Origin of the sequence: Pluralibacter sp. (assembly GCF_019237635.1) — a bacterium.
In the GTDB taxonomy this organism is placed as follows: Bacteria; Pseudomonadota; Gammaproteobacteria; order Enterobacterales; family Enterobacteriaceae; genus Enterobacter_B.
On record NZ_JAFAGS010000106.1, the window covers coordinates 1 to 21,392 of the forward strand.

Annotated in this window: 22 protein-coding genes; 12 read left to right on the forward strand and 10 right to left on the reverse strand. The window is 56.2% G+C overall.

Features of this window, described 5'->3' with window-relative positions; translation table 11 throughout:
* Window positions 1-157 precede the first annotated feature (157 nt).
* Complete coding sequence (gene nhaB, locus JO226_RS12190) at window positions 158-1,714, forward strand: Na(+)/H(+) antiporter NhaB (protein ID WP_293586007.1); 1,557 nt, start codon at window positions 158-160, stop codon at window positions 1,712-1,714.
* Between the two features lie 135 nt (window positions 1,715-1,849).
* The gene (gene dsbB / locus JO226_RS12195) at window positions 1,850-2,380 is read left to right on the forward strand and encodes a disulfide bond formation protein DsbB (protein WP_293586008.1); all 531 of its coding nucleotides are present in this window, start codon (window positions 1,850-1,852) and stop codon (window positions 2,378-2,380) included.
* Window positions 2,381-2,452: 72 nt separating this feature from the next.
* Here dsbB and JO226_RS12200 read toward each other — a convergent pair whose 3' ends face one another.
* The 3 genes from JO226_RS12200 to JO226_RS12210 form a co-directional block, all read right to left on the reverse strand.
* A complete protein-coding gene (locus tag JO226_RS12200) occupies window positions 2,453-2,899 on the reverse strand; it encodes a YcgN family cysteine cluster protein (protein WP_013365989.1) in 447 nt (148 codons plus the stop codon).
* 94 nt (window positions 2,900-2,993) lie between these two features.
* The gene (locus JO226_RS12205; protein ID WP_293586009.1) at window positions 2,994-3,653 is read right to left on the reverse strand and encodes a fumarylacetoacetate hydrolase family protein; all 660 of its coding nucleotides are present in this window, start codon (window positions 3,651-3,653) and stop codon (window positions 2,994-2,996) included.
* 19 nt (window positions 3,654-3,672) lie between these two features.
* On the reverse strand, window positions 3,673-3,948 hold the full coding sequence (locus JO226_RS12210; RefSeq protein ID WP_293586010.1) for a YcgL domain-containing protein: 276 nt from the start codon (window positions 3,946-3,948) through the stop codon (window positions 3,673-3,675).
* 125 nt (window positions 3,949-4,073) lie between these two features.
* Between JO226_RS12210 and minC the strand changes: the two genes are divergently transcribed.
* Genes minC through minE form a run of 3 tightly spaced genes read left to right on the forward strand, consistent with a single transcriptional unit; the run spans window position 4,074 to window position 5,881 of the window.
* Window positions 4,074-4,772, forward strand: coding sequence for a septum site-determining protein MinC (minC, locus tag JO226_RS12215; RefSeq protein WP_293586011.1), 699 nt, complete (start codon window positions 4,074-4,076; stop codon window positions 4,770-4,772).
* A 23-nt stretch (window positions 4,773-4,795) separates the two neighbouring features.
* Window positions 4,796-5,608: a septum site-determining protein MinD gene (gene minD / locus JO226_RS12220; protein WP_293586012.1), complete on the forward strand. Its 813-nt coding sequence runs from the start codon at window positions 4,796-4,798 to the stop codon at window positions 5,606-5,608.
* Window positions 5,609-5,611: 3 nt separating this feature from the next.
* Entirely contained in the window at window positions 5,612-5,881 is a 270-nt protein-coding gene (gene minE / locus JO226_RS12225; RefSeq protein ID WP_013365984.1) for a cell division topological specificity factor MinE, read from the forward strand.
* A gap of 50 nt (window positions 5,882-5,931) precedes the next feature.
* Here the strand turns inward: minE and rnd are convergent, their stop codons facing one another.
* The 5 genes from rnd to JO226_RS12250 all read right to left on the reverse strand — a co-directional run bounded on the left by rnd (window position 5,932) and on the right by JO226_RS12250 (window position 12,334).
* Complete coding sequence (gene rnd, locus JO226_RS12230) at window positions 5,932-7,068, reverse strand: ribonuclease D (protein WP_293586013.1); 1,137 nt, start codon at window positions 7,066-7,068, stop codon at window positions 5,932-5,934.
* A 73-nt stretch (window positions 7,069-7,141) separates the two neighbouring features.
* Window positions 7,142-8,827 (reverse strand): long-chain-fatty-acid--CoA ligase FadD, encoded by a 1,686-nt coding sequence (gene fadD / locus JO226_RS12235; RefSeq protein ID WP_293592515.1) that lies wholly within the window; start codon window positions 8,825-8,827, stop codon window positions 7,142-7,144.
* Window positions 8,828-9,032: 205 nt separating this feature from the next.
* Window positions 9,033-9,620, reverse strand: coding sequence for a Slp/YeaY family lipoprotein (locus JO226_RS12240; protein WP_293586014.1), 588 nt, complete (start codon window positions 9,618-9,620; stop codon window positions 9,033-9,035).
* Between the two features lie 40 nt (window positions 9,621-9,660).
* On the reverse strand, window positions 9,661-10,356 hold the full coding sequence (tsaB, locus tag JO226_RS12245) for a tRNA (adenosine(37)-N6)-threonylcarbamoyltransferase complex dimerization subunit type 1 TsaB (RefSeq protein ID WP_293586015.1): 696 nt from the start codon (window positions 10,354-10,356) through the stop codon (window positions 9,661-9,663).
* A gap of 67 nt (window positions 10,357-10,423) precedes the next feature.
* Entirely contained in the window at window positions 10,424-12,334 is a 1,911-nt protein-coding gene (locus JO226_RS12250) for an ATP-dependent DNA helicase (RefSeq protein WP_293586016.1), read from the reverse strand.
* Between the two features lie 131 nt (window positions 12,335-12,465).
* Between JO226_RS12250 and JO226_RS12255 the strand changes: the two genes are divergently transcribed.
* A complete protein-coding gene (locus JO226_RS12255) occupies window positions 12,466-12,810 on the forward strand; it encodes a RidA family protein (RefSeq protein WP_293586017.1) in 345 nt (114 codons plus the stop codon).
* Between the two features lie 6 nt (window positions 12,811-12,816).
* Here the strand turns inward: JO226_RS12255 and JO226_RS12260 are convergent, their stop codons facing one another.
* Window positions 12,817-12,996, reverse strand: coding sequence for a YoaH family protein (locus tag JO226_RS12260; protein ID WP_293586018.1), 180 nt, complete (start codon window positions 12,994-12,996; stop codon window positions 12,817-12,819).
* Window positions 12,997-13,082: 86 nt separating this feature from the next.
* Between JO226_RS12260 and pabB the strand changes: the two genes are divergently transcribed.
* From pabB to sdaA, 3 genes are all read left to right on the forward strand, one after another.
* Window positions 13,083-14,438, forward strand: a complete 1,356-nt coding sequence (pabB, locus tag JO226_RS12265; protein ID WP_293586019.1) for an aminodeoxychorismate synthase component 1 — start codon at window positions 13,083-13,085, stop codon at window positions 14,436-14,438.
* A 3-nt stretch (window positions 14,439-14,441) separates the two neighbouring features.
* Entirely contained in the window at window positions 14,442-15,020 is a 579-nt protein-coding gene (locus tag JO226_RS12270) for a CoA pyrophosphatase (protein WP_293586020.1), read from the forward strand.
* Between the two features lie 176 nt (window positions 15,021-15,196).
* On the forward strand, window positions 15,197-16,561 hold the full coding sequence (gene sdaA / locus JO226_RS12275; protein WP_293586021.1) for an L-serine ammonia-lyase: 1,365 nt from the start codon (window positions 15,197-15,199) through the stop codon (window positions 16,559-16,561).
* 85 nt (window positions 16,562-16,646) lie between these two features.
* Here sdaA and yoaE read toward each other — a convergent pair whose 3' ends face one another.
* Window positions 16,647-18,206, reverse strand: coding sequence for a CNNM family cation transport protein YoaE (gene yoaE, locus JO226_RS12280; RefSeq protein ID WP_293586022.1), 1,560 nt, complete (start codon window positions 18,204-18,206; stop codon window positions 16,647-16,649).
* 451 nt (window positions 18,207-18,657) lie between these two features.
* Here yoaE and manX point away from each other — a divergent pair, with 451 nt between their 5' ends.
* The 3 genes from manX to JO226_RS12295 are packed head-to-tail and all read left to right on the forward strand — an operon-like array spanning window position 18,658 to window position 21,345.
* Entirely contained in the window at window positions 18,658-19,620 is a 963-nt protein-coding gene (gene manX, locus JO226_RS12285; protein ID WP_293586023.1) for a PTS mannose transporter subunit IIAB, read from the forward strand.
* 60 nt (window positions 19,621-19,680) lie between these two features.
* Window positions 19,681-20,481 carry a PTS mannose/fructose/sorbose transporter subunit IIC gene (locus JO226_RS12290; RefSeq protein WP_013365971.1) on the forward strand — a complete coding sequence of 267 codons (801 nt, stop codon included), beginning with the start codon at window positions 19,681-19,683 and terminating at the stop codon, window positions 20,479-20,481.
* Window positions 20,482-20,493: 12 nt separating this feature from the next.
* Entirely contained in the window at window positions 20,494-21,345 is an 852-nt protein-coding gene (locus JO226_RS12295) for a PTS mannose transporter subunit IID (RefSeq protein ID WP_293586024.1), read from the forward strand.
* The last annotated feature ends 47 nt before the right edge of the window (window positions 21,346-21,392 follow it).

Sequence of the window (21,392 nt, forward strand, 5' to 3'; positions counted from 1 at the left end):
ATAGCACGCAACGTTAATTAAAAAGGGATCGCCGTTTCATTTTACCAAATTTGTTATTCCACTTTCTTGGGTTGATCCTGAAAGGTTCAGGCCTGATACTTACACGCTCATTTATCAGGAACGTTTGTTATACCGCCGACGGGATCGGAATACTGTCATGGAAATGTCTTACTCTCGTGCGCTGTGGCGCAATTTTCTCGGCCAGTCACCGGACTGGTACAAACTGGCATTACTGCTCTTCTTAATCATCAATCCGGTCGTTTTCGCCTTCAGCCCCTTTACCGCTGGGTGGCTGCTGGTGATTGAGTTCATTTTTACGTTAGCGATGGCGCTCAAGTGCTACCCGCTGCTTCCTGGCGGCCTGCTGGCTATCGAGGCGGTGCTTATCGGTATGACCAGCGCCGGGCATGTGCGTGAAGAGATTGCCAATAACCTGGAAGTCCTGCTGCTGCTGATCTTCATGGTGGCCGGGATTTACTTTATGAAACAGCTCCTGCTGTTCATCTTTACCCGCCTGCTGCTGACTATCCGCAGCAAGATGCTGCTGTCGATGTCGTTTTGCCTCGCTGCCGCCTTCTTATCCGCGTTCCTGGATGCCCTGACGGTGGTCGCCGTCATCATCAGCGTCGCCGTCGGTTTTTACGGTATTTACCACCGTGCGGCCTCGGCGCGCCCTGACGATAGCGACCTGCAGGACGACAGCCATATCGATAAGCACTACCGCGAAGTGCTGGAGAAATTCCGCGCCTTTTTGCGCAGCCTGATGATGCATGCCGGGGTAGGCACCGCGCTGGGCGGCGTGATGACGATGGTCGGCGAGCCGCAAAACCTGATCATCGCCAAAACGGCGGGATGGCATTTCGGCGAGTTTTTCCTGCGCATGATGCCCGTTACCCTGCCGGTATTTGTCTGCGGCCTGCTGACCTGCCTGCTGGTCGAGAAGTTCAAAGTGTTCGGCTACGGGGAGCCGCTGCCGGAGAGTGTGCGCGCGGTACTAGAGGATTTTGACACCCGCAGCCGCCAGCAGCGCAGCCGTCAGGAGGTCCTGCGTCTGGCGGTGCAGGGCGTGATCGGCGTTTGGCTTATCGTCGCGCTGGCCCTCCATCTTGCCGAAGTGGGGCTTATCGGCCTGTCGGTGATTATCCTTGCCACATCGCTCACCGGCGTGACCGATGAGCACGCCATCGGTAAAGCCTTTACCGAAGCGCTGCCCTTTACGGCTTTGCTGACCGTGTTCTTCGCCATCGTCGCGGTGATTATCGAGCAGCAGCTGTTTGCGCCGGTCATTGACTTTGTGCTGCAAGCCTCGCCGCATGCGCAGCTGTCGCTGTTTTACCTGTTCAACGGCCTGCTCTCGTCAATTTCCGATAACGTCTTCGTCGGAACGGTGTACATCAACGAGGCCAAAACGGCGCTGGAAAACGGCGCAATCTCCTTGTCGCAGTTTGAGATGCTGGCAGTGGCGATTAATACCGGGACAAACCTGCCATCGGTGGCGACGCCGAACGGCCAGGCGGCGTTTCTGTTCTTACTCACCTCCGCGCTGGCGCCGCTTATCCGTCTGTCGTACGGGCGTATGGTCTGGATGGCGCTGCCGTATACGCTGGTGCTGACGCTGGTTGGGTTGCTGTGCGTCGAGTTTACGCTGATCCCCGCCACCGACTGGCTGACAGCCCATGGCGTGATCGTCAGTACCCCGCTGGCAGCCCATTAAACGTTGCAAAATTGGCACCCGGTGGTTATCACCGGGTGAAAATTATACGCAGGCATAATATTTTCACCCTGGGTAGTGGCGCTGCTATGGTTTTCGTTTACACTGCCTTGTCTTAGCATGTTCCGGGAAATGATTATGTTGCGATTCTTAAACCAGTGCTCCAGAGGTCGCGGAGCGTGGTTACTGATGGCGTTTACCGCTCTTGCGCTGGAGGCGGTGGCACTCTGGTTCCAGCATGTCATGCTGCTGAAACCCTGTGTGTTATGCATCTATGAGCGCTGCGCGCTGTTTGGCGTGTTGGGCGCCGGACTGGTTGGGGCGATTGCGCCAAAATCTCCGCTGCGCTATGCCGCGATCCTTATCTGGATTTACAGCGCCTGGCGCGGGCTGCAGCTGGCATGGGAACACACTATGATCCAGCTCCACCCTTCCCCGTTTATGACCTGTGATTTCGCCGCGCGTTTCCCGAGCTGGCTGCCGCTCGACAAATGGCTGCCGCAGGTGTTTTTAGCCAGCGGTGACTGTTCTGTGCGCCAGTGGGAATTCCTCACGCTGGAAATGCCGCAGTGGCTGGTGGGTATTTTTGCCGCTTATCTGATTGTCGCGGTGCTGGTATTGCTTGCTCAGCCGTTCAAGCCGAAAAAACGCGATCTCTTTGGGCGTTAAATAAACGACAAAATAATAAAGGCTCCTGCGGGAGCCTTTATTATTTCATGCACCGGCAATTCAACGCGATGATTAACGCGCCCAGTCCGGTTTATTTAAAATATGATCCTGCCAGTCTCTGACTTCGGACTCTTTTACCGCGATATGGCGCACTGAGATCCGTTCGCCGTGCATCGCCGCTTTTGACCCGGTAAGCAGCGGGTGCCAGGCGGGCAGCGGTTTCCCCTCCGCCAGCAGTCGATAGGCGCAGGTATGCGGCAGCCACTCGAAGGTAGGCAGGTTGTCGCGGGTAAGCTTGATGCAGTCCGGCTCGTACTCGAAGCGGCGTTCATAGTTGCGGCACTGGCAGGTTTTAATGTTCAGTTGGCGGCAGGCGACGTTGGTGAAATAGATTTCATCGGTATCGTCATCCATCAGCTTGTGCAGGCAGCACTGTCCGCAGCCATCGCACAACGACTCCCACTCGGCGTCAGTCATTTGCTCAAGCGTTTTACGCTGCCAGAAAGGTGTGTCGCTCATCAGGATATCCGCCATTAAAAACCAGGGTGCACCTTATAACCAGTCTGGCCTGCGGATGCAAGTTTTGCCGCCTTTCTCAGGCGGCAATTCGTCGTTACAGCACGCGGGTGGTCAGCGAGTGGCCGTTGAAGCTGACCTCCAGCTCATCGCCGCTGTGCAGCGGGCCGACGCCTTCCGGCGTCCCGGTCAGGATAACGTCACCGCTCTTCAGGGTGAAGAAACGGCTCATATAGGCGATAAGGGGCACGATTTTGTGGATCATATCCGCCGTAGAGCCCTGCTGGCGCATATCGCCATTGATTTTTAGCGATAGCGGGGTGTTCTGCGGATCGCCCTGAAACTCGGCGGCAGGAATAAAGCCGGAAATCGGACACGAGTAGTCAAAACCTTTCGCCTTTTCCCACGGCTGACCAGCCTTTTTCATCTTGCCCTGGATGTCACGCAGCGTGAGATCGAGCGCCACGCCGTAACCGGCAATCGCTTTGCGCACATGCTCTTCGGTCGCCTGACGTAACGTGCTGCCAATCAGTATCGCCAACTCCACCTCATGATGTACCGAGCCCAGCCCCTGCGGCAGCACCAGCGGCTGGCGAATATCGCACAATGCCGTTTCAGGTTTGATAAACAACACCGGCTCATCCGGCACGGCGCTTCCCATCTCCTGAATGTGCTTAGCGTAGTTGCTGCCCACACAAACCACTTTGCTGACCGGGTAATCCAGCAGCGCTCCCTGCCAGTTATGATGCTGATACATAATGCCCCCTAATCGAACGTTATTTTTTCCCGTTCTCCGCCAGATATTGCTTCAGCAGGTTTTCCGGCGGAGGCGGAAGCTGCAGATAGTAGCCCTGATCGGCCAGCGCCTGCTTCACTTTATCAAGACTGGCATTGACCAGCTTTTTGCGGCCATCAAGCGGCAGGATCATCGCCAGCTTCGGCTGACCGAACCCCTGCATTAATTCTTCAGGTACGCGCGAAAAATCGTCTTTTTTTTCGACATACAGATAGGTCTGGTCGCGTTTGGTACTCCGGTAGATCACACAAAACATACTTTTACTCTGAATTAGTCCGTGGTTACTTGCCTCTGTATATTTGTGACTATAACATGCCTGATAGTCTTCGGAATATCACCGCATATCGGCGGGCGATAGAGAATAAATTGAGTAAGGCCAGGATGTCATATACGCCAATCGAACTTAAAGGCAGTAGCTTTACCTTATCAGTGGTTCATTTGCATGAGGCAAAACCCGAGGTTATTCGTCAGGCGTTAGAAGACAAAATCGCCCAGGCACCGGCTTTCCTACGCCACGCCCCTGTGGTGGTGAATATCAGCAGTCTTGTCGATGCCGTGAGCTGGCAACCGTTACAGCAAGCTATTACCGCAACGGGCCTGCGCATTATGGGCGTCAGCGGCTGTAAAAATCCGCAATTAAAAGCGGAAATAGACAGTGCGGGTATTCCCTTATTAACTGAAGGGAAAGAAAAAATTGCCCGTTCGGCTCCGCCAGCACCTCCGACTCCTGCCCCAATTGCTACCCCGGTCACAAAAACGCGATTGATTGATATGCCGGTTCGTTCCGGTCAGCGCATTTATGCACCACACTGTGATCTGATTGTGACAAGTCACGTCAGCGCCGGTGCAGAACTTATCGCTGACGGCAATATTCACGTTTACGGCATGATGCGGGGACGCGCGCTTGCTGGCGCCAGTGGCGACAGAGACGCACAAATATTTTGTACTCACCTTGCAGCGGAACTGGTGTCCATCGCAGGGGAATACTGGCTGAGCGATAAAATCCCGGCCGAATTTTATGGCAAAGCGACCCGTCTGCGTCTGGACGCCACCGCTTTGACAATTGAACCGTTAAACTAATCCCTTTTTAACAAGGAATTTCTATGGCACGCATTATTGTAGTTACTTCGGGTAAAGGGGGCGTTGGCAAGACCACCTCCAGCGCGGCCATCGCTACTGGTTTGGCCCAGAAGGGAAAGAAAACTGTCGTTATCGATTTTGATATTGGCCTGCGTAACCTTGACCTGATCATGGGTTGCGAGCGCCGTGTCGTGTATGACTTCGTTAACGTCATCCAGGGTGATGCCACGCTTAATCAGGCACTGATTAAAGACAAACGTACTGAAAATCTCTTTATCCTCCCGGCATCGCAGACGCGCGACAAAGATGCGCTGACCCGTGAAGGTGTGGAGAAAGTGCTTGATGAACTCAAGAAAATGGATTTTGACTTCATCGTGTGCGACTCACCGGCCGGTATCGAAACCGGTGCGCTGATGGCGCTCTATTTCGCCGATGAAGCCATTATCACCACCAACCCGGAAGTCTCTTCCGTGCGCGACTCTGACCGTATCCTCGGCATTCTGGCATCGAAATCCCGCCGCGCCGAAAACGGTGACGATGCGATTAGAGAACACTTGCTGCTGACCCGTTACAACCCGAGCCGGGTGAACAACGGCGATATGCTGAGCATGGAAGATGTGCTGGAAATTCTGCGCATTAAACTGGTTGGCGTGATCCCGGAAGATCAATCTGTTCTGCGCGCCTCTAACCAGGGTGAACCCGTTATTCTGGATACCATATCTGACGCAGGCAAAGCCTATGCAGATACGGTTGAACGTCTGCTGGGAGAAGAACGTCCTTTCCGCTTCATCGAAGAAGAGAAGAAAGGTTTCCTCAAACGCCTGTTCGGAGGATAAATTATGGCATTACTCGACTTTTTTCTCTCACGAAAAAAGAACACCGCCAACATCGCTAAAGAGCGTCTGCAAATTATCGTGGCTGAGCGTCGCCGCAGCGATGCGGAGCCGCACTATTTGCCGCAGCTTCGCAAGGACATTCTGGAGGTGATTTGTAAATACGTGCAGATCGACCCGGAAATGGTCACCGTGCAGTTGGAGCAAAAAGACGGCGACATCTCCATTCTGGAGCTCAACGTGACGCTTCCTGAAGCGGAAGAGTCGAGAACGTAAAACGTCTTTTCCTGTTGTCAGCCGGGCAGGCTTTACCCCGCCCGGCTTCCTCACTCGCTCTGACGCGGGTACGCTTTCAGCAGCGTATTAAGCCTCCCGGCCATCATTTCACCTCGCCATCCCGCCAGCATTTCCGGTACGCCGTTTGGCGCCTTAAGGCCCCAGTGCGCATTCAACAACTGGTTGATTTGACGACGCGAGGCCAACAGCTCCGCGCTGACGCCCTTCTCTTTACTGACATCCTGCACCAGCGTTTTAATCTCTTTAAAAACTTTGCGGTATCCCGGCATATCCATCAGGTTCAGCAGAGGCGCTGGCAGCGCCTCTTCCGGTAGCGCCTGCGCGGTGCTGACCAGCCCCAGCAACGTCTTGCCGTGGAAACGAATTTCACTACCGGAAAGCCCGAGGCTGTCCAGCTCGCCCATACTGCCCGGCATATAACGTGCGACGCTCCACAGATGCTCTTCACGCACCACGAAGTTGACCGCCAAATCGCGCTCACGCGCTTTACGCAGTCGCCAGTCGGCAAGCAGTTGCAGACAGGCAAGCTGGCGCGTGCGCAGTTGCCAGGCGTTGGAGATATCGCGCCAGGCCTCGGACGGCGACACCACCTCGCGTCGGCGCTGCTGCATCAGACGGCACTCATCCAGCGCGGCAGGAAGCCAGCCGCTGCTCTGCGTTTCCGCCATCAGCTTCTGGGCGATAGGCAGCAGGTACCAGACATCGGCGGCGGCGTAATCGCACTGCCGCTCGGTGAGCGGACGCGCCAGCCAGTCGGTACGTGACTCGCTTTTATCCAGCGCAATCCCGGTGTACTCCTCCACCATCGAGGCAAATCCCCATGACATCGGGCGGCCGCAAAACGCGGCCAGGATTTGCGTATCAATCAGCGGTTCAGGCAGTACGCCGAAAGCATTAAGGAACACTTCCAGGTCTTCACTGCCCGCGTGCAGGTACTTGGTCACCGCGCTGTCCAGCAGCAGGTCGCGAAACGGCGTCCAGTCGGTAATACTCAGCGGGTCAATGAGCACAACGTTTTCGCCGTCATACATCTGAATCAGGCCAAGCTGCGGATAATAGGTACGGGTGCGAACAAATTCGGTATCCAGCGCAATGGCAGGCACGTTGCGCGCGGCGTCACAGGCGGCTTTTAACGCATCGTCCTGAGTTATCATTTGGTAGTTCAATCTGCTTTCTCTATGGTTTGCGCCCATAAAAAACGCCGGCTTAGCCGGCGTCTTCGGGCGACTTACACGTAGCTCAGGCTTTATTTTCCACTTTAGCACGCGCTTCGTCACGAAGTTCTCGTCGCAAAATTTTGCCGACGTTGGATTTCGGCAGTTCGCTGCGAAACTCGACCAGTTTCGGCACCTTATAGCCGGTCAACTGGCGGCGGCAGAAGGTGATCAGCGCCTCCTCGTTGAGGGACGCGTCCTTTTTCACCACAAAAATTTTAACCGCTTCACCGCTGCTGCCGGAAGGTACACCGACTGCCGCCACTTCCTGTACTCCAGGATGCTGCATGACCACATCTTCGATTTCATTCGGGTAGACGTTGAAGCCGGAGACCAGAATCATATCTTTCTTGCGATCGACAATGCGCAGGAACCCTTCTTCATCGACAACGGCAATGTCGCCGGTATGCAGCCAGCCATCTTTGATTATTTCGGCGGTGGCGTCCGGCCGCTGCCAGTAGCCCAGCATCACCTGCGGTCCGCGTATGCACAGCTCCCCGGCTTCACCTGGCGCGACCTCGTTGTCGTCGTCGTCCACCAGCTTTGCATCGGTGGACGGCACCGGCAGGCCAATGCTGCCGCTGTGATTATCAATATCATGCGGATTGACGCTCACTAGCGGCGAGCACTCTGTCAGGCCGTAACCTTCCAGCAGATAGCGCCCGGTCAGCTTTACCCAACGCTCGGCCACCACATTCTGCACCGGCATTCCGCCGCCAGCGGACAGGCGCAGGGTGGAGAAATCCAGTTGCTGAAACTCTTTATTGTTTAACAGCGCGTTGAACAGCGTGTTGACCCCGGTTATCGCGGTAAACGGATACTTCGCCATCTCCTTCACCAGCCCTGGAATATCGCGCGGGTTGGTAATAAGTAGGTTTTGCCCACCCAGTTCGATAAACAGCAGGCAGTTCATGGTCAGGGCGAAAATGTGATAAAGCGGCAGCGCGGTGACCACCAGCTCTTTCCCCGGCCTGAACAGCGGGCCATAAGTGGCGTGCACCTGTTCGAGATTGGCGAGCATATTGCGGTGCGTCAGCATCGCGCCCTTCGCAACGCCGGTAGTGCCGCCGGTATACTGCAGGAAGGCCAGGTCTTCAGACACCACTTCCGGCTTGATGTACTGCATCCGGTATCCGTGATGCAGCGCGCTACGAAACGAGATAGCGTCCGGCAGATGGTACTTCGGCACCAGGCGTTTGATGTATTTGACGACAAAGTTAACCAGCGTCCCTTTGGCGGTAGAGAGCTGATCGCCCATCCGCGTCAGGATCACATGTTTCACCTGTGTTTTGTCGACGACCTTTTCCAGCGTGTGAGCGAAGTTGGAAACGATGACGATCGCCGCCGCGCCGCTGTCGTTAAGCTGATGTTCCAGCTCGCGGGGCGTGTACAGCGGGTTAACGTTCACCACGATCATCCCGGCACGCAGGATACCGAACAGCGCTACCGGGTATTGCAGCAGGTTAGGCATCATCAACGCCACGCGGTCGCCCTTATTCAGGCCGAGCCCCTGCTGGAGGTAAGCGGAAAACGCACGGCTGCGTTCCTCCAGCTTACGGAATGTCATCACTTCGCCCATATTCACAAACGCGGGCTGATCGGCGTAGCGCGTCGCCGCTTGCTCGAACAGGTCTACCAGGGATTGATAACGGTCGGGATTGATCTCCGCAGGGACATCTGCGGGATAGCGTTTAAGCCAAACCTTCTTCAATGCATCACCTCTGAAATGAGAATTCGTCGTCATCGCAACCCCTGTTAATAAACAAGCCGTTAACATTATATTAACTCAGCGTACCAGTTTATTAATTAATCGAATTTCAGGTTGCGAAGCGCGTCACTATTTATTTTTCTTATGACGTTACTCATAAAGAAACAGCGGACGGGCCGCTGTTTCTTTTCACTCTAAGAACAACAACTTATTCGGTTACAATGGTCTGTACCGTGGCAGGTCCCGGGTTATACCATCCCCAGCCGCCGTAGCCATAGCGGCGCGGGTACGGCCCCGGTCCCCAGTACCAGGGGTCGACAGGTTGCGGTGGCATGACCACTTGCTGCGTCACATTCCAGCGTTTGTAACCTGTCACCTGCATCAGCATAAAGGTGTACGGCGATTCGCCAATTTTACCTTTTACCGTTCCGGTGATCGGTCCGACAACGGTCACCAGTTGATTGCGGTAATCGACCGGGTCAAGGAACCCGGCGATGTCAGCATAAATGCGTCCCCGGGAGGGAACGCCCAGTTCCGGGCGGGCGCCGTCATCTAACGGTACGGTGGCAATTTCCAGCCGCGTTTTGCCGTTTTCATTCAGCACATTCACGACCTTGCCGCCAAAGCGGGCTTCCTGGCCGACATACAGCTGTGGCGCCGCCATAACGCGCACCAGATCCTGCTGCGGCGTCGGGCTCGTTCCTTTAATCGCATCCGGTACGGATACACAACCGCTTAACGCTGCGGCAATAACGCCAGCCAGCAGCCAGCGTCCCCACTGATTTTTACCCGCCATGATGCAGCTCCTAAAATGCTGAGTCCTCATCCACTAAGATTCATTCACGGCCCGGAAGTTTCTTCCACGCGACTTCATTACGTAAATAAACCGGCTCAGCGAGCTCAACAGCGACCGTCTTACCTTCCGCCAGCAGGTGAACCGCGATAGGCAACATGTCTTCTGCCGCTGGCAACAGGACTTCGCCGTCGATAAGCGTTACCGCTGCGCCCTGTATCATGTCAGGCCAGGCTTTCCAGCCAGTGCCCACCATCGCCCATTCGCCCGTAAGCTGTGTTAAGCGTTCGCTGACTGCTTCTGGCTTCAGTACCGCCTCGCTGGCCTCACCCTGCCAGACGCCCTGTTCATCACGCACGTACTCCGCCCAATAGACTTCGCCCATACGGGCATCAATCGCCGCCAGTACGCGGGTTGCGCCCGTTTTACGCCAGGCGCCCTGCGCCATGGTCATCAGCGTCGATACGCCGATCATTGGCAGGCTGGCGCCCAGCGCCAACCCCTGGGCAATACCGATACCAATACGCACGCCGGTAAAACTGCCGGGGCCGCGGCCAAAGGCCAGCGCGTTAAGTTCCGTCAGCATCACGCCGCTCTCGCTCAGGATGTCCTGAACCAGGGGCAGAATGCGCTGGGTGTGTTCACGGGGGCAAAGCTCAAAATGAGCAGAAGTGTTACCGTCGTTCCACAGAGCCGCAGAGCAGGCCTCGGTCGCGGTATCAATAGCCAGGATTCGCATAGGATGTTGCGCTCTCGCAATAGCTTATCAACAAAATGGCGCGCATCTTACCACAGTTCATCACAGATTACCGCGCCAATGGCACCGCCAGGAAGCGCACCGCCCGGCTGATGTCGCGCGTGCGCGGCGTCGGCGGCAGGCTGGCGAGGAACACCGCGCCGTAAGGACGCATCACCAGTCGGTTGTCGCATATCACCAGCACGCCGCGATCGTCGACGTCGCGGATTAGCCGCCCGACGCCCTGCTTAAGGGTGATCACCGCATCCGGCAGTTGGACCTCGTCAAAGGGATCGCCGCCGCGCAAACGGCAGTCCTCCATGCGCGCTTTAAGCAGCGGATCGTCCGGCGAAGTAAACGGCAGTTTGTCGATAATCACCAGCGACAGCGCGTCGCCGCGTACGTCCACCCCTTCCCAGAAACTGCTGGTCGCCACCAGCAGCGCATTGCCCGCGCTGACGAACTGCCGCAGCAGTTGCCCTTTGCTGGTTTCTCCTTGCATCAGTACCGGCAGCGTCAGCGTTGCGCGAAACTGTTCGGCGAGATCGCGCATCATGGCGTGCGAGGTACACAGCATAAAGCAACGGCCGTTATTGGCCTCAATCATCGGGCGCAGCATCGCCGCCAGTTGACGCGCCGCCCCCGGCTGGTTCGGCGAAGGAAGATTGCGCGGTACGCACAACAGCGCCTGCCGGGCATAGTCAAACGGGCTTGGCAGCAGCAGGGATTGCGCTTCGTCGATACCGAGACGCGCCGTAAAGTGGTGGAGATCGTCATTTACCGAGAGCGTTGCGGAGGTAAAAATCCAGCTACCGGGCTTTTGCGCCATCACCTCTTTGAACTTGTCGGCGACCGTCAGAGGCGTCAGCGCCAACGTGAAGTGACGCGAGGTGCATTCATACCAGTAGCTGTAACCCGGCTGGTTAATCTCCTTCAGACGCTTCAGACGGCTGCGGTACAGCGTGGCGCGTTCAAAGGCGGCGTCCAGCAGCGCGGAACGGCCCAGCGAAAGTTTGGCGACGTCATAGCACAGCTCAAGCGCATCATCGAGCAGCACCAGCGCCCGGCTGATGCCGCTGTCGGCCAGCAGCTCGCGCAGGTTGCCGCGATACCCCGGCTCGCCAAGCTGCAGGCGAAAATCCTGGGTGGCCTGCGCCAGACGGTCGGCGCATTTTTGCAACTGCTGGGTATCTTTTAATTCGGTGCGGTAGGAAATGGTGATGTCTTTGGCCAGATCGAGCAACTGCCGGCTCGAGAGCGACTGGCCGAAATACTGGCTGGCGATATCCGGAAGCTGGTGCGCTTCATCGAATATCATCACTTCCGCTTCGGGGATAAGCTCAGCAAAACCGCTCTCTTTGACCACCATGTCGGCCAGAAACAGGTGATGGTTGACCACCACCACATCGGCATCCATCGCTTTTTTACGCGCTTTCACGACAAAGCAGTCTTTATAAAGCGGGCAGTCGCTGCCAAGGCAGTTATCGTTGGTACTGGTCACCAGCGGCCAGGCCTGAGAGTCTTCCGCCACGCTTGCGCAGGTGCTGATATCGCCGTCGAGCGTTTGCGTCGCCCAACTGCGCAGCAAAATGACATCGCTCAGGGTTTGCACCGGCAGGTCGCCGCCCGCCAGCGCCTGTTGCTCAAGACGCTCAAGGCACAAGTAATTGGAGCGCCCTTTCAGCAGCGCCGTTTTGCCGCGAAAATCCAGCGCCCGGGCGACAGTTGGCAGGTCACGGCTATAAAGCTGGTCCTGCAGCGCCTTTGACCCGGTCGAGATAATCACTTTCTTTCCGGCGCGCAGCGCAGGCGCCAGGTAGGCGTAGGTTTTACCGGTACCGGTCCCAGCTTCAACCACCAGCGGTCGGGTTTCGTCGATGGCCTCCGTCACCGCTCGCGCCATCTGACGCTGCGGCTCGCGCGGCTTGAATCCCGGTATCGCTTTCGCCAGCTGGCCGTCTGTTGCAAAATCGTCTGTCACGCTGCCCCCTGTGTTTTTACACAGGGGATTATGTCAGGGAGCCCAGGCAAACGCCAGCCAAACGGATGACAGCGCCCGGACAATATGGCAGTCTTGCGACGAAATGATGGAATAACACAAAGGAAACTGAAATGACGATTACGCGTATTGATGCTGAAGCCCGCTGGTCTGATGTAGTCATCCACAACCAGACACTCTATTACACTGGCGTGCCGGAAAACCTGGAGGCGGATGCGTTTGAACAGACGGCGAATACGCTGGCGCAGATCGATGCGGTGTTGCAAAAACAGGGCAGCGACAAGACCCGAATTCTCGATGCGACCATTTTCCTCGCCGATAAAAGCGATTTCGCCGCCATGAACAACGCCTGGGATGCGTGGGTGGTGGCCGGTCATGCGCCGGTGCGCTGCACCGTGCAGGCAGGCCTGATGAAGCCGCAATACAAAGTCGAGATCAAAATCATCGCTGCCGTCTAAGGCAGACTACTCGTCTTCGTCCTCAAAGCGCGCCACGATCCGCTCACCGGTATGGCTGGCGCGCAACTCTTCTGCGACAAGGGCGATCGCCTGGCCGCTGCTCATTCCCTGGGTCATTAACGTCTGAATACGCTCGACCGCTTTTTGCTGCTGATCGTGGCTCAGTGAAGGTAAACCTGCAAACATGGTGAACTCCTGCTACATTGTGGGCGCTTATTATTTCATGCCGTCCCGGGGTTCGCCAGAGGATGGTACTATCTAAATTGAGGTCGATGTTGTCCCCTTCTGTCATTACACTGCCCTGGCGCGCTGATGCCGCTGAACACTATTTTACCCCGCTGCACGCCACACCGTGGGCGATGCTGCTGCACTCCGGCAACGCCCGGCATCCGCACAACCGTTTCGATATTCTGGTCGCCGACCCGGCAATAACGCTCACCACCTGCGGCGAGGTCACCACGATAGACGACGCAGGCTCAAGCCGCGCCTCGACGGACGACCCGCTGCAGCTGTTACAGCAGGCGCTGGACGCCTGCGGCATTCAGCCGTTCCCCCATGACAGTCTGCCGTTTCAGGGCGGCGCGCTGGGGCTGTTCGGCTATGATTTAGGTCGCCGCTTTGAAACGCTACCTGCTCTCGCGCACGCCGACATCGCCGCACCCGATATGGCTATCGGCATCTATCGCTGGGCGTTGATTGTCGACAACGCGCGCCAGACGGTCTCGTTGCTAAGTTACGATGACCCGCAACAACGCCTGACATGGCTGGAAAACCTGAACACCTCCACCGGTGATGACTTTGCCCTGACCTCACCCTGGCGTTCAAACATGTCGCGGGCGGTATACGGCGAGAAGTTTCGCCAGGTGCAGGCGTACCTGCAAAGCGGGGACTGCTATCAGGTCAACCTTGCTCAGCGTTTCCAGGCAAGCTACTGCGGCGATGAGTGGCAGGCGTTTTGCCAGCTAAACCGTGTTAACCGCGCCCCATTCAGCGCCTTTCTTCGCCTGCCCGACAGCGCGATCCTGAGCCTGTCGCCGGAGCGGTTTATCCACCTTGCGCAAGGGCATATCCAGACCCGGCCTATCAAGGGCACCCTGCCCCGGCTCGCCGACCCGCAGCGCGATGCAGAGCAGGCGGAGAAGCTGCGCACCTCGGCCAAAGACCGGGCAGAGAACCTGATGATCGTCGATTTAATGCGTAACGATATTGGCCGTGTGGCCGTCCCTGGCAGCGTCAGGGTGCCGGAATTGTTCGTTGTTGAACCCTTTCCGGCCGTGCATCATCTGGTCAGCACCATCAGCGCGCAGTTGCCTGCGTCGTTGCGTGCCACCGACCTGCTGCGTGCTGCGTTCCCCGGCGGCTCTATCACTGGCGCGCCGAAGATCCGCGCCATGGAGATAATCGATGAGCTGGAACCGCAGCGGCGTAACGCCTGGTGCGGCAGTATCGGCTATGTAAGCTTCTGCGGGACGATGGACACCAGTATCACTATCCGTACTCTGACGGCGACCGACGGACAGATTTACTGCTCGGCGGGCGGCGGCATTGTGGCCGACAGCGAGGAAGAGGCGGAATATCAGGAAACTTTTGATAAAGTTAATCGTATTCTGCAACAACTGGAGCGTTAACCGATGGACAGCCTGGCCCTGAGTTTTGATGATTTTATCTCCCGTTTTCAGCTGTTACGCCCGCAACCCGCGCGCGCCACGCTGAATCAACGCAAGGCGGCAGTGCTGATCCCCATCGTGCGGCGCGAGCAGCCGGGACTGTTGCTGACCCAGCGTTCGCCGCTGCTGCGCAAGCACGCGGGCCAGGTGGCGTTTCCGGGAGGGGCTGTCGACAGTAGCGACGCGTCGCTGATTGCCGCTGCGCTGCGCGAAGCGCAGGAAGAAGTGGCTATTCCGCCCTCGGTGGTCGAGGTGATAGGTGTATTACCGCCCATCGACAGCGTTACCGGTTTCCAGGTAACGCCGGTCGTCGGCATTATCCCGCCCAATCTGCACTACCACGCCAGCGTTGACGAAGTCTCCGCCGTCTTTGAAATGCCGCTTGCCGAAGCATTAAGACTGGGGCGTTACCACCCGCTGGATATTCACCGACGCGGCAACGCGCACCGGGTCTGGCTCTCCTGGTATCAGCACTATTTTGTCTGGGGAATGACCGCAGGCATTATTCGTGAACTGGCGTTACAAATCGGCGTGAAGCCTTAACTATACTGTGGGCACAGACGAAGCCTGTGTATGCTCCGACATTAGTAAAATCGGGGTAAGGCATTAGTTTAATTCATGTGAATAGTTAAGCTGCCCGCAGTGTTCCCTCTTACACTATGCGCAGTTATTACATCGTTACCGGAACCTTTCGGTAACCCTGCAGGAGTGTTGCCAGCGTGATAAGTATATTCGACATGTTTAAGGTGGGGATTGGTCCCTCATCTTCCCATACTGTAGGCCCGATGAAGGCCGGGAAGCAATTCGTCGATGACCTGGTCGAAAAGGGACTGATTGATGACGTCACCCGAGTGATCGTTGACGTCTACGGTTCGTTGTCTTTAACCGGTAAAGGCCACCATACCGATATCGCGATTATCATGGGTCTGGCGGGCAACATGCCGGATACCGTTGATATCGACGCTATCCCGGCGTTTATTCGCGATGTTGAAACCCGCGGCAAACTGTTGCTGGCGCACGGTCGTCGGGAAGTCGATTTCCCGCTGAACGACGGTATGCGTTTTCACAACGACAACCTGTCCCTGCACGAGAACGGCATGCAGATCCATGCCCTCGTCGGCGATAAAGTGGTCTACAGCAAAACCTACTACTCAATCGGCGGCGGGTTTATCGTCGACGAAGAGCATTTCGGCAAGGACAGCAGCAGCGAGCAGCGCGTTCCATATCCGTTCAAATCGGCCACGGAGATGCTGGGCTACTGCAAAGAAACCGGCCTGTCGCTGTCCGGCATGGTGATGCAAAACGAGCTGGCGCTGCACAGCAAAGAAGATATTGAAGCGTATTTCGCCAACGTCTGGCAGACCATGCAGGCCTGCATCGACCGTGGAATGAATACCGAAGGCGTCCTGCCGGGTCCGCTGCGCGTACCGCGTCGCGCCTCAGCTCTGCGCCGTATGCTGGTCGCCAGCGACAAGCTCTCTACCGATCCGATGAATGTCATCGACTGGGTGAACATGTTCGCCCTGGCGGTTAACGAAGAAAACGCCGCTGGCGGCCGCGTCGTCACGGCGCCAACCAACGGCGCGTGCGGCATCGTCCCTGCGGTGCTGGCCTATTACGATCACTTTATCGAACCTGCCAGCCCGGATATCTACATCCGCTACTTTATGGCGGCGGGCGCTATCGGCGCGCTGTACAAGATGAACGCCTCGATTTCTGGTGCCGAAGTCGGCTGCCAGGGCGAAGTCGGCGTGGCCTGCTCGATGGCGGCGGCGGGACTGGCTGAACTGCTTGGCGCCAGCCCGGAGCAGGTTTGCGTGGCGGCGGAAATCGGCATGGAGCACAACCTGGGGCTGACCTGCGACCCGGTCGCCGGACAGGTTCAGGTTCCCTGTATCGAGCGTAACGCTATCGCCTCGGTGAAAGCGATCAACGCCGCCCGTATGGCGATGCGTCGCACCAGCGAACCGCGTGTTTCGCTGGATAAGGTGATTGAGACCATGTACGAGACGGGGAAAGACATGAACGCCAAATACCGTGAGACCTCTCGCGGCGGTCTGGCGATCAAAGTTCAGTGTGACTAAAATCTTATCGCCCATCCTTCCCGGATGGGCGATTTATTTCATAGCGTAGCTTAAATGCGCCACGCGATGTTCCATACCAGAAACGTTATTCCTCTTCCTCGTCTTTTGGCCGTTCTTTCACGATACGCACCATATCGACGCGATAGTTATTCGCTTCCACCACGGTTATCTGCAGCGTTCCGACGGTAAAGATATCGCCCGCACGCGGGATCTGCCCGTTAACGGCAATCACAAGCCCTGCGACGGTGGCAATATCTTCATCATCGTTCACCAGGTCATCAATGCCCAGCGCCTGCTGCAGGGCGTGCAGGTCGGTCGTCCCCTTCACTAACCAGCCTTCGCCATCCATCACGATTTCCGGCGTTTCATCAGCATCCGGGAACTCGCCAGCAATCGCTTCAAGCACGTCCAGCGGCGTTACCAGCCCCTGCACTACGCCAAATTCGTTGGTGACAATGACGAAGCTGCCGCGAGCGCGGCGCAGCACGCCCAGCAGGTTAATCGGATCCAGGGTTTCTGGGACGATGATTGCCGGGGAGCCCGCCGCAATAGCCGCAACATCTTCTCCCGCCTCAAGCGCCACCAGCATCTCTTTCGCCCGTACGATACCGATAATTTCGTCCAGTTCCCCACGGCACACCGGGAACAGGCTGTGCGGTGAAGAAAGCAACTGCTCGCGGATTTCATCCACGTTCAGGGAGGCGTCAACCCAGCTAATTTCGCCGCGCGGCGTCATGATGGTGCGCAGCGAACGGGATGCCAGGGTCAATACGCCGTTGATCATATAGCGCTCCTCGTCAGCAAACGCGCCTTCCGGGACCGGTATCGCCTTGACGTTTCCGCCATCGTGCTGAACCGTGACCTGGTTACGTCCGCCCATCAGGCGCAGAATTGCGTCAGCGGTACGCGCGCGCAGCGGCTGCGCGGACTGGTGACGAATAAAGTTACGCCGTGCAATCTGGTTAAACAGCTCAATGATGATGGAGAAACCAATCGCCGCGTACAGGTAACCTTTCGGAATATGGAAACCGAAACCTTCTGCGATGAGGCTCAGGCCAATCATCAGCAGGAAGCTCAGACAGAGCACCACCACCGTCGGATGCTGGTTGACGAATCGCGTCAACGGCTTAGACGCCAGCAGCATGACCGCCATGGCGATCACCACCGCCGTCATCATCACCGGAAGATGGTTCACCATCCCCACCGCCGTGATGACCGCATCCAGGGAGAACACCGCATCCAGCACCACTATCTGCAGTACCACGACCCAGAAGCTTGCGTAGCCTTTGCCGTGCCCGGAATCATGCTGGCGGTTTTCGAGCCGCTCGTGCAGTTCCGTCGTTGCCTTAAACAGCAGAAACAAGCCGCCCAGCAGCATGATCAAATCACGCCCGGAGAAGGCGTAATCCCACAAGGTGAACAGCGGACTGGTCAGCGTAACCAACCACGAGATAACCGACAGCAGGCCAAGACGCATGACAAGCGCCAGTGACAACCCCAGCAGACGTGCTTTATCACGCTGTTTTGGCGGAAGTTTATCCGCAAGAATAGCGATAAACACCAGGTTATCGATACCCAATACGATCTCAAGGACAACCAGCGTCAGCAGGCCAGCCCAGACTGACGGATCCATTAAGAATTCCATGTCTGGCTCCTGAGATAAGCATGGGTTGTCATCCTGGTGACATTCTCAGGCATAACAATCATGTAAGAAAAATCAGCGTGGCGCGGCGAGCCGGTATGACAGGCACTATACTGCCTGTGGGTGAATTGACGTCGGTGACGGTCCATATGGTGGGTTAAACCCTGTACTCCTGTGTTATTAAACAGGCGCTCAACATAACAAATAATGGTGGTTGAGCGCAAAAATTTACCTGCATTTGCAAAAAGAGCGTTTTTTCGCGCTTCAAAATAGTTGTTCGTCTATAACTAAATTACGGATCTTCATCACATTAAATATTTTTTCACTATCTAAAATAATTCGCGGAAGTCATTAGTTTTCATTCTCTAACCCTTATCTGAATCGATTCGGTTACAGCCAACGGTTCATATGCATCAGTGATAATGATGCATCTCGATAATAAAGGAGGTAGCAAGTGACGATTGCTATTGTAATAGGCACACATGGTTGGGCTGCAGAACAACTGCTTAAAACAGCAGAGATGTTGTTAGGTGAGCAGGAAAACGTCGGCTGGATCGATTTCGTACCAGGCGAAAATGCTGAAACGATTATTGAGAAATACAACGCCCAGTTGGCAAAACTTGATACCAGCAAAGGCGTGCTGTTTCTCGTCGATACATGGGGGGGAAGCCCGTTCAACGCGGCAAGCCGTATTGTTGTCGATAAAGAACAGCATGAAGTCATTGCTGGCGTAAACATCCCAATGCTGGTTGAAACGCTGATGGCGCGTGACGATAACCCAGCCTTTGACGAACTGGTGGCGATTGCGGTTGAAACCGGTCGCGACGGCGTGAAAGCGCTGAAAGCGAAGCCGGCAGAAAAAGTGGCCCCCGTTGTTGCTGCGCCGAAAGCCGCCGCGCCAGCAAAACCGATGGGTCCAAATGATTACATGGTTATCGGCCTCGCACGTATCGATGACCGTCTGATTCACGGACAAGTCGCCACCCGCTGGACCAAAGAGACCAACGTTTCCCGCATTATTGTGGTCAGTGACGAAGTCGCGGCGGATACCGTTCGTAAAACGCTGCTGACGCAGGTTGCTCCTCCGGGCGTCACCGCGCATGTGGTTGATGTCGAGAAAATGATCCGCGTCTACAACAACCCGAAATACGCGGGCGATCGCGTCATGCTGCTATTTACCAACCCAACCGACGTTGAGCGTATCGTCGAGGGCGGCGTGAAGATCACCTCCGTCAATATCGGCGGTATGGCGTTCCGTCAGGGGAAAACCCAGGTGAATAACGCCGTTTCTGTCGATGAAAAAGATATTGAAGCATTTAAGAAACTCAACGATCGCGGTATCGAACTGGAAGTCCGTAAGGTTTCCAACGATCCGAGACTGAAAATGATGGAGTTGATCAGCAAGGTGAACAAATAACGCCAGCGCTGGCTCTTAACCAATTTTCACACTTAAGGCTTATGTTATAGGAGAAGTACAATGGAGATTACCACTCTTCAGATTGTGCTGGTGTTCATCGTCGCGTGTATTGCGGGTATGGAATCCGTACTTGATGAATTTCAGTTCCACCGTCCGTTGGTGGCCTGTACCCTGATCGGTCTGGTCCTGGGCGATATGAAAACCGGTATTATCATCGGTGGTACCCTTGAGATGATCGCGCTGGGCTGGATGAACATCGGTGCGGCGGTTGCCCCTGATGCGGCGCTGGCTTCCATCATTTCGACTGTTCTGGTTATCGCGGGTCACCAAAGCATCGGCGCCGGTATCGCGCTGGCTATCCCGCTGGCGGCAGCAGGCCAGGTATTGACCATCATCGTTCGTACTATCACCGTGGCATTCCAGCACGCAGCGGACAAAGCGGCCGATACCGGGAACCTGACGGCGCTCTCCTGGATCCACGTCTCTTCCCTGTTCCTGCAGGCAATGCGTATCGCGATTCCGGCAGTTATCGTTGCGGTTTCCGTCGGCACCAGCGAAGTTCAGGGCATGCTGAACGCGATTCCTGAAGTTGTCACCAGCGGTCTGAACATCGCGGGCGGCATGATCGTGGTCGTTGGTTACGCGATGGTTATCAACATGATGCGCGCGGGCTACCTGATGCCGTTCTTCTACCTCGGCTTCGTCACCGCGGCATTCACCAACTTCAACCTGGTTGCTCTGGGCGTCATTGGCGCGGTCATGGCAATCCTCTACATCCAGCTGAGCCCGAAATACAACCGTTCTGCTGGTGCGCCAGCGCAGGCAGCTGGTGATAACTCCCTCGATAACGAACTGGACTAACAGGTGAGCGAAATGGTTGATATGACTAAAACTACCACCGAGAAAAAACTCACCCCGGGTGATATTCGTGGCGTGTTCCTCCGTTCTAACCTGTTCCAGGGGTCATGGAACTTCGAACGTATGCAGGCGCTCGGTTTCTGTTTCTCCATGGTACCGGCCATCAAACGCCTGTATCCGGAAAACAACGATGAACGCAAACAGGCGATTAAACGCCACCTTGAGTTCTTTAACACCCACCCGTATGTCGCAGCGCCGGTACTCGGCGTTACGCTGGCGATGGAAGAACAACGTGCGAACGGTGCAGAGATCGACGACGGCGCCATCAACGGTATTAAAGTCGGTTTGATGGGGCCGCTGGCAGGCGTCGGAGACCCGATCTTCTGGGGCACCGTTCGTCCGGTATTCGCTGCGCTGGGCGCAGGCATCGCGATGAGCGGCAGCCTGCTGGGTCCGTTGTTGTTCTTCTTCCTGTTCAACATCGTTCGTCTGGCGACCCTCTACTACGGCATCGCCTATGGCTACCGTAAAGGTGTGGACATCGTTAAAGATATGGGCGGCGGCTTCCTGCAGAAACTGACTGAGGGGGCGTCAATCCTCGGCCTGTTTGTCATGGGGGCATTGGTTAACAAGTGGACGCACGTGAATATCCCGCTGGTGGTTTCAAAAATCACCGGCTCTGACGGCCAGGTTCACGTGACCACGGTGCAGACCATTCTTGACCAGTTGATGCCAGGTCTGGTGCCTCTGCTGCTGACCTTCGCCTGTATGTGGCTGCTGCGTAAGAAAGTGAACCCACTGTGGATCATCGTTGGCTTCTTCGTCATCGGTATCGTAGGTTACGCTATCGGCGTGCTGGGTCTGTAATAACACGGCTATACACCGGGGGCTTGCCCCCGGTTTTTTTATTTCGG